We start from the raw sequence: 13,242 nt of genomic DNA, 5'->3' as shown, positions 1-13,242 counted from the left end.
CCTACAGCCAGAACACGACGCGACGGCGGAAGAAGGTCAGGCTGCCCACCGCCATCAGGGCGGCGAAGATCATGAACGCCAGGGAGGCGATCAGGTCGCCCATCGGCGCAGGGTGACCCTGCATCGGCTGACGGATGATTTCCAGAAGATGCGCGAAGGGGTTGAGGTCCACGACCCAGTGCAGGCGGCCGGGCATGTCGGTGCGACGCCAGAACACCGGGGTCAGCATGAACATCGCCTGGGCGACAAAGCTGACCATGTAGTTGATATCGCGGAACCGCAGCGACAGCATGCCTAACGGGATGGCCAGGAAGAAGCCCGCCATCAGCACGATGGGCAGGGTCAGCAGCAGGTTCCAGTGCGGCACGACCGCCAGACCCATGACCAGCAAGACGAGCCAGAGGCCCACGATCTGGTGAGCGAAATTGATCAGGGCGCGGCTGATCTGCAGATAGGCGTGGAAACTGACTGGCAGCTTCTGGACCTGCATGATCCCGGCGCCGCTGACAAAGGTGTTGGCCGAATCGGGCAGCAGACCGCCCGTCATCGACCAGGACACCACGCCGATCATGATGAACGGCATGCTTTCGCGGAAATCGCGTCCGAAGATCGAGCCGAAGACGACGGACAGGGAAAAGGCGGTCGCCAGGGTGGTGCTGGCCAGCCAGAACGGACCCAGCAGGGTCCGGCGGTAGCGTGTGACGGTCTGTTCAATGGCGACCCGCCACCACAGGGGCATCAGGGCGGCGCCGTCATACAGATCCTGCAGGGCGGCTTTCAAACTTCTGACAAGGCTCATTCAGAAGCCATTCCTGCTGACGGCGAACACATCTGGTAACCACTCGAACGGGTCTGGCGTCGAGCAGAACTCCCAAACACCCCAAGACCGAAGCGGCGCCTTCTTAGCAGGCCTCTCGGGCGGGGGAAACAGGTCATCGGATGGGTTGAATCACTGAATCTGCTCAAGGAATGGGTCGATTCAACCCTCGCGGACGGGCGTCGTTCAACCGTTAGGCGGTGGGCTGCCCCGCGCGCGGCTGCGCGGGTCAGCCCTCGGCCAGCGACCGCAGATAGGCGCCATAGGGCGACTTCTGCAGACCATGCGCCAGCGCCAGCAGCTGATCGGTGTTGATCCAGCGGTTCTGGTAGGCCACCTCTTCGCAGCAGCCGATCTTCAGGCCCTGGCGATGTTCGATGGCCCGCACGAACTCCGACGCTTCCAGCAGGCTGTCGTGGGTGCCGGTGTCGAGCCAGGCGAAGCCCCGGCCCATGCGCTCCACCGACAGGGCGCCGTTCTCGAGATAGAGGCGGTTAATGTCGGTGATCTCGAGCTCGCCGCGCGGCGAGGGCTTCAGGTCGCGGGCGTAGTCGACGACCTTGTTGTCGTACATGTAGAGCCCCGTGACCGCCCAGTTGGAGCGCGGCTGAACGGGTTTTTCCTCGATGCTGATGGCGCGGTTGTCGTCGTCGAACTCGACGACGCCGTAGCGCTCGGGGTCCTTGACCAGATAGGCGAAGACCGATGCGCCGTTCTGGGCGCGGGTCGCCGCGCCTTCCAGCATGCGGCCCATGCCGGCCCCATAGAACAGGTTGTCGCCCAGGATCAGGGTCGAGGGACCACTGCCGACGAACTCGGCGCCGATGCGATAGGCGTCGGCCAGGCCGGTGGGTTCGGCCTGTTCGGCATAGACGAAGTTGACGCCCCAGCCCGAGCCGTCGCCCAGCAGGCCCTGGAACAGGGGCAGGTCGCGCGGCGTGCTGATGATCATGATGTCGCGGATGCCGGCCATCATCAGGATCGAGATCGGATAATAGATCATCGGCTTGTCGAAGACCGGCAGCAGCTGCTTGCTGACGCCCAGAGTCACCGGATGCAGGCGGGTGCCCGATCCTCCCGCGAGGATGATGCCCTTCATGGAAATAGTACCTCTAATGCCCCGTACGGACGGGCCGCTCTAGCGGTGGCCCTTGGCCGTTAAATATCTGTCCAGAGCGTCTTGCCACGGCGGCATGGATCGGCCCAGCGCCTTTTCGACCTTGGCGTTGGCCAGCACGCTATAGGGCGGGCGGCGCGCGGGGGTCGGGAACTCGGAGGTCGGGATCGGCGAGACGGTCGCCTCCACCCCCGCGCGGTCGATGATGGCGCCGGCGAAGTCATGCCAGCTGGCCGCGCCCGAATTGACCACGTGATAGACGCCCGGATCGGCCTCGACCCTGATCAGGTCGAGGATCGCCTCGGCCGCGTCCCAGGAACTGGTCGGCGACATCACCTGGTCGGCCACCACCTTCAGCGCCCCGCGCTCGCGGCCGAACTTGATCATGGTCTCGACGAAATTGCCGCCCTTGCCGCTGGCCCCGGCCACGCCGAACAGTGAGGCGACGCGGGCGATGATGACGTCGTCGCTTTCCTGGCGGGCGAGGTTTTCGCCCAGGGCCTTGGTTGCGCCATAGACATTGACCGGGGCCGGGCCGGCGTCCTCGTCCAGCGGCGTCCGCTGGGCCTGGCCGCCGAACACATAGTCGGTCGAGACCTGGACGAGGCGAGCCGTCTTCGCCGCGCAGACTCTAGCCAGAGCCTCGGCGAAATGGGCGTTGATGGCCACGGCCGGGCCTGCGTCCTTCTCGCAGTCGTCGACGCGGGTGACGGCGACGCTGTTGATGGCGATGTCGAAGTCCAGATCGGCCAGGGCGGCGTCGAGGCCGGCGCGGTCGGCGGCGTCGAACATTGGGCGCCGCAGGGCGATCAGGGTCAGGCCGCGCGTCGCCGCGATGGCCGACAGGTCCTGGCCTAGCTGGCCGTTGGCCCCGAACAGGGCGATGCGCGGTCCATCCTGGCGGGGCGACGACATCAGGCGGTCTTCAGGCCCAGGCGCTGGCCGTCATAGCGCTCGCGCAGCGGCCGCCACCAGTCTTCGCGGGCCAGATACCATTCGACGGTCTTGCGCAGGCCGGTGTCGAAATTTTCCTGCGCCGTCCAGCCCAGCTCGGTTTCCAGCTTGGTGGCGTCGATGGCGTAGCGGGCGTCGTGGCCGGGCCGGTCATGGACGAACTGGATCAGGTCGCGGCGCTTGAGGCCCGCCTGCGGGCGCAGCTCGTCGAGCAGATCGCAGATCGCCTCGACGACCTCCAGATTGGTCCGCTCGTTGCGGCCGCCGACATTGTAGCTCTCGCCGACCTTGCCCTGGGTGGCGATCAGCACCAGGGCCTTGGCGTGGTCGTCGACATAGAGCCAGTCACGGATGTTGTCGCCCTTGCCATAGACCGGCAGCGGCTTCCCCTCAAGGGCATTGAGCGTGACCAGCGGGATCAGCTTCTCGGGGAAGTGATAGGGGCCGTAATTGTTGGAGCAGTTGGAGACCACCACCGGCAGGCCATAGGTGTGATGCCAGGCGCGGACCATGTGGTCGGACGAGGCCTTGGAGGCCGAATAGGGCGAGCGCGGATCATAGGGCGTGGTCTCGGAGAACAGCCCCTCGGCCCCCAGGCTGCCAAACACCTCGTCGGTCGAGATATGGTGGAAGCGGAAGGCCTGCGCCGCTTCGCTGTCCAGGGTGCGCCAATAGTCCAGCGCCGCCTGCAGCATCACGTATGTGCCGATGACATTGGTCTGGATGAAGGCCCCGGGACCCGTGATCGAACGGTCGACATGCGACTCGGCGGCCAGGTGCATGATGTGGGTCGGGCGGAAATCGGCGATGGCCTGCGCCACCGCGCTCGTGTCGGCCACATCGCCCTTCACGAACGTATAGCTGTTGTGGCCGCGCAGATCGGCGAGGCTGGCCTCGGACGCCGCATAGGTCATGGCGTCGAAATTGAGGATCGCCGCGTCGCCCAGACTGGCCAGATAGCGGCAGACCGCCGAGCCGATGAAGCCGCAGCCGCCGGTGACCAGGATACGGAGGTTGCGCGACATCAGGGGGCCCTTCCGGAAACGTAAGCCCGCCCCGTAACTCAGAAATCGCGGCAAGGGCAAGCCAGACCCTCGGATTGAAGCCTCGACGGAGGAGCCGAAACCTCGTCCTTCGACAGGCTCAGGATGAGGTTTTCCACCGCAGAGCCTGCAAAATGGACCTCATCCTGAGCTTGTCGAAGGACGAGGTCGCGCACGGCATGAACCCTAGTCGGTGAACACCACCGTCTTGCGGGCGTTGAGCAGCACGCGGTCTTCGAGGCGATAGCGCAGGGCGCGGGCCAGCACGCGGCGCTCGATGTCGCGGCCCTTGCGGATCAGGTCTTCGGGCGTATCGCGATGGCTGATGCGCTCGACGTCCTGCTCGATGATCGGGCCCTCATCCAGATCGCCGGTGACATAGTGGGCCGAGGCCCCGATCACCTTCACGCCGCGCGCATGGGCCTGGTGATAGGGCTTGGCGCCCTTGAAGCCGGGCAGGAACGAGTGGTGGATATTGATGCACCGCCCCGACAGCTTGGCCGACAGACCTTCCGACAGCACCTGCATGTAGCGGGCCAGCACGACGATGTCGGTCCGGGTGTCCTGGATCAGCCTCCACAGCTCGGCTTCCTGCTCGAGCTTGGTCTCCCGGGTCACCGGCAGATGGTGGAAGGGCAGGCCCGACAGATCGACATTGGCGTAGGTTTCGATCGGGTGGTTGGAGACGATGCCGGCGATGTCCATCGGCAGCTCGCCGATCCGCCAGCGATAAACCAGGTCGGCCAGGCAGTGGTCGAACTTGCTGGCCAGGATCATCACCCGGTAGCGGCTGGCGCGGTCGCGCAGGGTCCACTTCATCGACAGGGCCTGCGCCACCACCGTGAACTCGGCGCGCAGGGCGTCGTGATCGGCGGCGTCGGCGTCGAACACCACGCGCATGAAGAACTGACCGGTCTCCTGGTCGTCGAACTGCTGGGCGTCCAGGATGTTGCAGGCGCGCTCGAACAGGAAGGCGGACACCTTGGCGACGATGCCGCGCTGGTCGGGACAGGAGAGGGTCAGGATCATGGTCCGCTCCCTCTAGAGGCTTGGCGCGCCGAAGAAAAGCGCCTCACCGCGCGGGGCGAGGATGAAATCGCTCGTCGCGGGAGGAAATCGGCCAGGTTTGGGCACGGGCATGCCTCGCGCTCGACCAATGACTGCGATCTTGCCGCGCCCGGCTAGGCAGCGGTTGGCGGACGGGTCTAGGCTCGGGCCATGGCATCCTCTTCCGAAGCGCTCTCCGTCCGCGCGATCGACGTTCTGGCCAAGCTGGTCGCGTTCGACACCACCTCGCGCCTGTCCAACCTGGCCCTGATCGAATGGGTCGAGGCCTATCTGTCCGACCTGGGTGTGGCCTCGCGGCGGGTGCCCAACAGCGACGGGACCAAGTCCAACCTGATGGCCACGATCGGGCCGGCGGTCGAGGGCGGCGTCGTTTTGTCGGGCCATACCGATGTGGTGCCGGTCGACGGCCAGCCCTGGTCGACCGACCCGTTCGTGCTGACGGAAAAGGACGGCCGGCTCTATGGCCGGGGAACCTGCGACATGAAGGGCTTCCTGGCCCTGGCCCTGGCCGCCGCGCCCGACCTGGCGACGGCGACGCTCTCCCGGCCCGTGCACCTGGCCTTCTCCTATGACGAGGAAGTCGGCTGCCTGGGCGCGCCCGACATGATCGCGGTGATCGCGCGTGATGTGCCCAAACCCGCCCTGGTGGTGGTCGGCGAGCCCACCGACATGGTCGCCGTCAGCGGCCACAAGGGCATCGCGTCGTTTCGCGTCACGGTTAGCGGCCGCGAGGCCCATTCCAGCCTGACCCATCTGGGCGTCTCGGCCAATATGGCGGCGATCAAGCTGATGGCGGGTCTGGTCGAGCTGTCCGAGCGACTGGCGCGCGAGGCCGATCCCGCTTCGCCGTTCACGCCCAAGGGCGCCAGCCTGACCATCGGCCAGGTCAATGGCGGCACGGCGGTCAATATCCTGGCCCGCGAATGCGTGTTCATCTTCGACCTGCGCACCCCGCCGGGGATGGAGCCGATGGCGATCCTGGCCGAGTTCTTCGCGCGGGCCGAGGCGATGGACGCCGCGCTGAAGGCCCGCGCGCCGGAGGCCGGGGTCAAGGTCGAGCGCCGCTCGCTGACGCCGTCCTTCGCGCCAGAGGTCGACGGCGTCGCCGAGGCCTTCGCCCGCCGGATGGCCGGCGACAACGGCCCGGGGCGCGTCGTGCCCTATGCCGCCGAGGCCGGGCAGTTCCAGGGGGCGGGGTTTTCCACGGTGATCTGCGGCCCCGGCTCGATCGACCAGGCCCACCAGCCGGACGAATTTGTCGAGATCAGCCAGATGCAACGCGGGGCGGCGTTCATGGCGCGGTTGATCGAGGATCTTGCCATCTAAATCTCCGTCATCCCGCGACTTGTTCGCGGGACCCATCTGTCCGCCGCAAGTGCGGAGCAGGACGAACTTTCACCTAGAAGCTGAACCATGGGTCCCGCGAACGAGTCGCGGGATGACGGGGAAATTTAGAGCTTCATCTTCCGGATCACAAACCGCCGCCCGATGAACGCCGCTGGGTCGATCGACATCACCCGCAGGATGGCGCCAGAGCCGGCCTTGCGCCGGGCCTGAACCGCCTTGCGGTCGGCGAGCACCGCCTCGAAATCGGCTTTCTTCAAAGCTGCCCGGATCCCGCGCACCGCCGGCCCTGCGTCGCCGCGGCGCAGGTGCAGCAGCAGCAGGGCCGCCGTCACCGCCACGTGCAGCGGCGTGGTCAGCCACAGCAGCAGCGGCGGGGTGTTTTTGAGGAAGGTCCAGACCCGGTTGCGCGAGCCGTGGAAGATCGCGAAGTCCGAGCGCACCCCGGTGCTGGCCGAGCCCACATGGGCCACGCGCGCGTCGGGCAGCAGCAATGTGTTCCGGCCGGTCAGGCGCAGGCGATAGCCCAGGTCGACGTCCTCGCAATAGCAGAAGAACCGCTCGTCAAAGCCGCCCAGGTCTTCGAACAGCGCCTTGTCGATCAGCATGGCCGCGCCGCAGGCCGAGAACACTTCGCCCTCCCGCAGACCGGCGGGAAGCTTGCGGCCATAGCCGCCCCGGAACGGGATGCCGGCCGAGGTCATGTTGTCGCCGGCCCCGTCCAGTACGGCGGGATTGTCGGCCGAGGTCTGCAGCGAGGCGAAGCTCTCGACGCCCGGATGCCGCGCCGCGCCGTCCATCAGGGCGGCCAGCCAGCCGGGCTCGGGATAGGCGTCGGGATTGAGCAGGGCCAGCCAGCGGCCCCGCGCCTGTGCGATCGCCAGATTGTTGCCGGCCGCGAAGCCCAGATTGGCGCCCGGCTCCAGGAAGCGGATCGAAGGATCGGCGGCTCTCGCCGCCTGGGGCGCGCCGTCGGTCGAGGCGTTGTCGACCAGCAGGATCTCGAAATCGGTGAAGGTCTGGGCCGCCAGACCGGCCAGGCAGCGCGCCAGGGTCGGACCGCTCTCATACGAGACGATGATCACGCTGACGGCGGGCGCGCTCTTGTCATCGGCGGTTCCAGACGGCATCGGTGGCGCACTTGTCCCTGAAGAGTTCCGGTCATGAAAATCACCCCCCTGGCGATTCCCGAGGTCCTGCTTATCACGCCCGCCCGTCATGGCGACGAGCGCGGCTGGTTTTCCGAGACCTTCCGCCAGTCGGCCCTGGAAGAGGCCGGCTTCACCCGGCCGTTCGTGCAGGACAATCACGTGCGCTCGACCAAGCGCGGCATCCAGCGCGGCCTGCACTTCCAGAAGCCGCCGCACGCCCAGGACAAGCTGCTGCGCTGCGTGGTCGGCTCGATCTTCGATGTCGCCGTCGACATCCGCAAGGGCTCGCCGACCTATGGCCACTGGGTGGGGGCCGAGCTGTCGGCGGAGAACCGCCAGCAACTGCTGGTGCCGCAGGGCTTCGCCCACGGATACTGCACCCTCAGCGATGACTGCGAAGTGCTCTACAAGTGCACCGACTACTACACGCCCTCGGCCGAGGGGGCCGTGCGCTGGAACGATCCGGCGATCGGCATCGACTGGACGATCGCCAATGCCCAGATCGGGGCCAATGCGCGCGACGAGGCGGCGCCGCTGCTGAGCGACGTAGATTCGCCGTTCGTTTACGGGGCCTAGTCACTCGCCCCCTCCGCGCTGACGCGCTCCTCCCCCGGAGGGGGAAGACGATCTCATCTTCCCCCTCCGGGGGAGGAGGGTCGCGAAGCGGCCCGGAGGGGGCAAGTGTTCGACAAGGATACAAACATGACCGCCTTCACCGACCTGTTCTGGACGTCCGGCGAAGGCCTGCCGCTGCACGCCCGCGACTATGCTCCGGTTGGCGAAGCGACCGGCCTGCCGGTGATCTGCATCCACGGCCTGACCCGCAACGCCCGCGATTTTGAGGACCTGGCCCCGCAGATCGCCGCCAGGGGCCGCCGCGTGCTGGCGGTGGACGTACGCGGCCGGGGCCTGTCGGCCTGGGACCCGCAGCCGCTGAACTATCACCCCGGAACCTATGCCGGCGACATCGTCGCCCTGCTGGCGGCGACGGGGATCGAGCGGGCGGTGTTCATCGGCACCAGCATGGGCGGGCTGATCACGATGGTGCTGGCGGCGTTCAAGCCCGAGGCCATCGCGGCGGTGGTGCTCAACGACGTGGGGCCCGAGCTGTCGCCCGTCGGTCTGGCCCGCATCGCCGGCTATGCGGGCGGGGCCAGCCGGTTTGCGACCTGGGCCGAGGCGGTGGCCTATATCCGGTCGATCAATGCGGCAGCCTTCCCGGCCTATGGCGACGCCGACTGGGACCGTTTCGCCCTCCGCTGCTTCGACGACAAGGACGGCGCCTTCGTGCTGGCCTGCGACCCGGACATCTCGGCCCCGATCAAGGCGGCGGCCGCCGCCGGTCAGGACGGCGCAGCGGCCCTGGCGTCGGACATGTATCCGCTGTTCCGGGCCCTGACCCAGGGCCGGGACGTGCTGCTGGTGCGCGGCGGCATATCCGACCTGATCGACCCGCCGATCGTGGAACGCCTGTGCGCCGCTGCGCCCGATATGGCGGTGGTCGAGGTCCCTGGCGTCGGTCACGCGCCAATGCTTACCGAGCCGCAGGCCTGGGCGGCGATCGCCGATCTGCTGAACCGGGCCCCTTAAGGCCCTGCCAGGGCGTGCGGAACGCGGCTCGACTGTGCTAGACGCCCCCGGACGCTGTTGTTCCGCGTCCAGATAGGTTGCTCATGACTCTCGACCTCGCCGCCATCCAGGCCGCCGCCGGCCGCCTCAAGGGCCATATCGAGCGCACGCCGTGCCGCTATTCCAAGACCCTGTCGAAGATTACCGGCGCCGAGGTGTGGGTGAAGTTCGAGAACCTGCAGTTCACGGCCGCCTACAAGGAGCGCGGGGCGCTCAACAAGCTGATGCTGCTCTCCGACGCCGAGAAGGCCCGGGGCGTCATCGCCGCCAGCGCCGGCAACCATGCCCAAGGCCTAGCCTATCACGGCGCGCGGCTGGGCGTGCCGGTGACTATCGTCATGCCCAAGACCACGCCGTTCGTGAAGGTGCAGCACACCCGCGACTTCGGCGCGACCGTGATCATCGAGGGCGAAAGCTATGACGACGCCAATGCGCACGCCCTGAAGCTGCGCGAAGACCAGGGTCTGACCTTCGTCCACCCGTTCGACGACTACGACATCATGGCCGGCCAGGGCACGATCGCCCTGGAAATGCTGGAAGACGCGCCCGATCTGGAGGTCCTGCCGGTGCCGATCGGCGGCGGCGGGCTGATCAGCGGCGTCGCCACGGCGGCCAAGGCCCTCAAGTCCGACATCCGCATCATCGGCTGCGAGCCGGCGATGTATCCGTCCTTCACCGCCAAGATGCGCGGCATCACCGCCCATTGCGGCGGCCAGACCATCGCCGAGGGCGTGGCGGTCAAGACGGTCGGCGAGCTGACCTATGGCGTGGCCCGTCCGTTGATCGACGATGTCTTGCTGCTGGAAGAGCCCTATATCGAGCAGGCCGTGGCGCTGTACTGCAATGTCGAGAAGACCATCGCCGAGGGCGCCGGGGCGGCGTCGCTGGCGGCGCTGCTGGCCTATCCGGAACGCTTCCGGGGCAAGAAGTGCGGCCTGATCCTGTGCGGCGGCAATATCGACACCCGCCTGCTGGCCTCGGTGCTGACCCGTGAACTGGTCCGCGCCCAGCGCCTGGTGTCCCTGCGCATCGTCGGCGACGATCGCCCGGGCCTGCTGTCGACCGTGGCCCACCTGATCGGTTCCATGGGGGCCAATATCATCGAGGTGAACCACAACCGCCTGGCCCTGGACGTGCCCGCCAAGGGCGCCGAGTTCGACATCACCATCGAGACCCGCGACGCCCAGCATACCCAGGAGATCATCGACGCCCTGCGCGAGGCGGGTTACCCGCCGCGGGCGGTTTAATCAAAGTCCTCCCCCCCATAGGCAGGGCTATCGCATATGGCCGAGTAGGGAGAAGAGGAAGGTGTCGTCCCAGCCGGCGCGCTTGATCTTTCCCTTTATGGAGCCCTTGTCGGGGTGCTGCCTGAGGGTGTTGAGAGCGAGTTTTCGCAGGAGGGCGAGGTTCTGGGGGGCATGGTCCTTTCGGCTTCGGGAGGCGTCTTCATCGAGGGCGACATCGAGGACCCAGTGGAGTTGGTTCTCGATGGTCCAGTGGGCTCGGGCGACCTGCAGCACCCTTTGGGGGGACAGTGGAGTCGAGAGCAGGAACCAGCGCACGATGGTATCCTGAGGCTGATCAGTTGGCTTTCGGCGGGTCTCGACGCGAGCGACGGCGGCCAGGCCAGGAAAGTCCATATCTGTCGCCGCAACGACGATGGCGGTGCGGCCCTCAAGCCGGTCGTGGGCGCGTTCAGGCCCATCGACGGCGCCGCAAGCGGCGTCGGCGGCCTGGGTCAGGACTTGAGCCTGGGCCAGCAGCTTGGGCTGGTTGGCCTTCAGCGCCAGGGCATAGTCGGCGCCAGCGTCGAGGATGGCCTGAGCGGTGTCCCTGCGGCAATGCAGGGCGTCGGCGGTGACGATGCAGCCCTGAAGATCCAACAGGGCCAGGGCCTGCTGGGCTCCCAGCACCTCGTTACGGCCCGGCGCCAGGCGCTGGCCGATGACCAGTCGAGCTTCGACGGCCCAGACATTGACCAGATGCAGTGGCGTGGCCTTGCGCCCGCGCTCATAGGCCCCGCGCAGCGCCTTGCCGTCGATGGCCACCACGCCCTTCAGAGCCCCGGCGAAGGCGGCCGTGAACTTGGCGAAGGCCGCCTCGAAGGGTTCGGGCTCAAGGTGGCGGAACACCCGACTGAAGGTGTCGTGGCTGGGCGGACCATGCTCCAGCTTCAGAACCTGACGCAGGCAATCAAGCTTGGCGCGCGCGAACAAGGCCATGTCGGTGCAGTCCTCGGCTCCGCACAGCAGCGCCGCCAGCGACACGAACATCAGCTCCAGCAGATCGTGCCGGGCATTGCCCGCCCGAGGATCTTCAACTTCCGAAAAAAAGCTCGAAAACGTCTCCACCGCGCCGTCTCCACACAACAGAAGACGCCCTTCAGAATCCGCTTCGACCTAAAAAATCGACTCCAAATCCATATGCGATAGCCCTGCCCTGAAGGGGGAGGCGACCGAAGGTCGGAGGGGGAAGACCGCAATGAGTCGGCGGTCACGTCCCCCTCCGTCGGCTTCGCCGACACCTCCCCCTTCAGGGGGAGGACGACAGAATCCCTACTCCTTCACCGTCCCCTTGGGCGACTTCAGCACGTCGATCAGTTCGATGCGGAAGATCATCACGCTGTTGCCGGGGATCGGGCCCTTGTCCTGGGCGCCGTAGCCCAGCGACGGCGGCACATACAGGATCCACTCGTCGCCGGCCTTCATGCGCTGCAGGGCGATGACCCACGCCTGCACTAGGCCGTCCAGCGGGAACGAGGCGGGCACGCCGCGCTCATAGCTGCTGTCGAACACCGTGCCGTCGACCAGCTTGCCTTCGTAGTGCACCTTCACCTCATCGGCGCGGGTGGGATGCATGCCGCCATTGGGGCCCGAGCGGACCACCTTGTACTGCAGGCCCTCGGGCAGGGTGACCACGCCGGGCTGCTTGGCGTTGTCGGCCATGAAGGCGTCGGCGGCGGCCAGGCTTTCCTGGGCCTTCTGGCTGGGGCCGCAGCCGGCCAGGGACGCGGCGGTTGCGGCGATCAGAAGGGTGACAAGGGCGCGGCGATGCATGGGAGGCCTCCGGTAGCAATCTGGCGGTTCAGCTAGCAGTCTGCGCGCGAAGATCAATCGTCTGCGTGCGGGAACCCCCGCACCGGCGATGATTTCATCGAACGGTGATGGCGTTTCCCGTGAGCGCCCCCTAGAAACCTCCGGCAATCCCCTATGAGGCGCTCATGAAACCCGTTCGTAAGGCTGTCCTTCCCGTCGCCGGCTTTGGCACCCGTGTCCTGCCCGGCACCAAGACCACGCCGAAGGAACTGCTGAACGTCGTGGACCGGCCGATCCTGTCCTATGTGGTGGCCGAGGCCCGCGCCGCCGGCATCGAGCACTTCGTCTTCGTCACCGGCCGCAACAAGGGCGCGATTGAGGACTATTTCGACCATCAGGTCGAGCTGGAGGCGGCCCTGGCCGCCAAGGGCAAGGCGGCCATGCTGGATGAGCTGCTGGCCGAACTGCCCAAGCCCGGCGAGATGAGCTTCGTGCGCCAGATGGCCCCGCTGGGCCTGGGCCACGCCGTGTGGTGCGCCCGCGACATCATCGGCGACGAGCCCTTCGCCGTGCTGCTGCCCGACATGGTCATGCACGCCCAGACCTCGGCCCTGGCCCAGGCCATCGAGGCCTATGACCAGGTCGGCGGCAATATCGTCGTGGTCGAGCCCTGCCCCGAAGGCCAGGCCCACCAGTACGGCGTCGTGGCGCTGGACGGCCAGAACGGCCGCCTGAACAGGATGACCGGTATGGTCGAAAAGCCCGCCAAGGGGACCGAGCCCTCGAACCTGCTGATCAGTGGCCGCTACATCCTGCAGCCGGAGATCTTCGATCTGCTGGCCAGCCAGGAAAAGGGCGCCGGCAACGAGATCCAGCTGACCGACTCGATGCTCAAGCTGATGGCCAAGCAGGACTTCCACGCCCTGGAATATGACGGCGTCACCTATGACTGCGGCGACAAGATCGGCCTGCTGCGAGCCAATGTGGCGCTGGCCCTGGCCCATCCCGAGCTGGGTTCGGCGGCGCGGTCGGCGATCGAGGATCTGCTGAAGCTGTAGGACTCGCCCCCTCCGGGCCGCTTCGC

At 67.0% G+C, this 13,242-nt stretch carries 13 protein-coding genes and 1 pseudogene; 6 read left to right on the top strand and 8 right to left on the bottom strand.

What is annotated here, in order from left to right:
* Position 1: 1 nt before the first annotated feature.
* The 5 genes from ACW18B_RS02845 to purU all read right to left on the bottom strand — a co-directional run bounded on the left by ACW18B_RS02845 (position 2) and on the right by purU (position 4,960).
* Positions 2-799, bottom strand: a complete 798-nt coding sequence (locus tag ACW18B_RS02845; RefSeq protein ID WP_492049367.1) for an ABC transporter permease — start codon at positions 797-799, stop codon at positions 2-4.
* A gap of 247 nt (positions 800-1,046) precedes the next feature.
* On the bottom strand, positions 1,047-1,916 hold the full coding sequence (rfbA, locus tag ACW18B_RS02840; protein WP_492049365.1) for a glucose-1-phosphate thymidylyltransferase RfbA: 870 nt from the start codon (positions 1,914-1,916) through the stop codon (positions 1,047-1,049).
* A 39-nt stretch (positions 1,917-1,955) separates the two neighbouring features.
* Complete coding sequence (gene rfbD / locus ACW18B_RS02835; RefSeq protein ID WP_492049363.1) at positions 1,956-2,849, bottom strand: dTDP-4-dehydrorhamnose reductase; 894 nt, start codon at positions 2,847-2,849, stop codon at positions 1,956-1,958.
* On the bottom strand, positions 2,849-3,916 hold the full coding sequence (gene rfbB / locus ACW18B_RS02830; protein WP_492051857.1) for a dTDP-glucose 4,6-dehydratase: 1,068 nt from the start codon (positions 3,914-3,916) through the stop codon (positions 2,849-2,851). The genes rfbD and rfbB overlap by 1 nt, the downstream gene beginning before the upstream one ends.
* Before the next feature lie 201 nt (positions 3,917-4,117).
* Positions 4,118-4,960, bottom strand: a complete 843-nt coding sequence (gene purU, locus ACW18B_RS02825; protein WP_492049361.1) for a formyltetrahydrofolate deformylase — start codon at positions 4,958-4,960, stop codon at positions 4,118-4,120.
* A 189-nt stretch (positions 4,961-5,149) separates the two neighbouring features.
* Here purU and argE point away from each other — a divergent pair, with 189 nt between their 5' ends.
* The gene (gene argE / locus ACW18B_RS02820; RefSeq protein ID WP_492049359.1) at positions 5,150-6,325 is read left to right on the top strand and encodes an acetylornithine deacetylase; all 1,176 of its coding nucleotides are present in this window, start codon (positions 5,150-5,152) and stop codon (positions 6,323-6,325) included.
* 125 nt (positions 6,326-6,450) lie between these two features.
* Here argE and ACW18B_RS02815 read toward each other — a convergent pair whose 3' ends face one another.
* Positions 6,451-7,473 carry a glycosyltransferase family 2 protein gene (locus tag ACW18B_RS02815; protein WP_492049357.1) on the bottom strand — a complete coding sequence of 341 codons (1,023 nt, stop codon included), beginning with the start codon at positions 7,471-7,473 and terminating at the stop codon, positions 6,451-6,453.
* A gap of 33 nt (positions 7,474-7,506) precedes the next feature.
* On the opposite strand from ACW18B_RS02815, the gene rfbC reads away from it, so the two are divergent.
* From rfbC to ACW18B_RS02800, 3 genes are all read left to right on the top strand, one after another.
* Positions 7,507-8,070, top strand: a complete 564-nt coding sequence (gene rfbC, locus ACW18B_RS02810; RefSeq protein WP_492049355.1) for a dTDP-4-dehydrorhamnose 3,5-epimerase — start codon at positions 7,507-7,509, stop codon at positions 8,068-8,070.
* A 126-nt stretch (positions 8,071-8,196) separates the two neighbouring features.
* Positions 8,197-9,084 (top strand): alpha/beta fold hydrolase, encoded by an 888-nt coding sequence (locus ACW18B_RS02805; protein ID WP_492049353.1) that lies wholly within the window; start codon positions 8,197-8,199, stop codon positions 9,082-9,084.
* Between the two features lie 83 nt (positions 9,085-9,167).
* A complete protein-coding gene (locus ACW18B_RS02800) occupies positions 9,168-10,370 on the top strand; it encodes a threonine ammonia-lyase (protein WP_492049352.1) in 1,203 nt (400 codons plus the stop codon).
* A 27-nt stretch (positions 10,371-10,397) separates the two neighbouring features.
* Here the strand turns inward: ACW18B_RS02800 and ACW18B_RS02795 are convergent, their stop codons facing one another.
* Positions 10,398-11,474, bottom strand: coding sequence for an ISAs1 family transposase (locus ACW18B_RS02795; protein ID WP_492047290.1), 1,077 nt, complete (start codon positions 11,472-11,474; stop codon positions 10,398-10,400).
* A gap of 92 nt (positions 11,475-11,566) precedes the next feature.
* Between ACW18B_RS02795 and ACW18B_RS02790 the strand changes: the two are divergent.
* A pseudogene (locus tag ACW18B_RS02790) lies at positions 11,567-11,666 on the top strand (hypothetical protein); the annotation flags it as partial.
* A gap of 12 nt (positions 11,667-11,678) precedes the next feature.
* On the opposite strand, the gene bamJ reads toward ACW18B_RS02790, so the two are convergent.
* On the bottom strand, positions 11,679-12,179 hold the full coding sequence (gene bamJ / locus ACW18B_RS02785; protein WP_492049350.1) for a BamJ family beta-barrel-assembly machinery protein: 501 nt from the start codon (positions 12,177-12,179) through the stop codon (positions 11,679-11,681).
* Between the two features lie 164 nt (positions 12,180-12,343).
* Here bamJ and ACW18B_RS02780 point away from each other — a divergent pair, with 164 nt between their 5' ends.
* Entirely contained in the window at positions 12,344-13,216 is an 873-nt protein-coding gene (locus ACW18B_RS02780; RefSeq protein ID WP_492049348.1) for a UTP--glucose-1-phosphate uridylyltransferase, read from the top strand.
* Positions 13,217-13,242: the final 26 nt, after the last annotated feature.

The organism is Caulobacter sp. FV2ps19 (genome assembly GCF_058681035.1).
The sequence above is the reverse complement of the archived record's forward strand: the minus strand, read 5'-3'. Positions and strand labels throughout refer to the sequence as shown.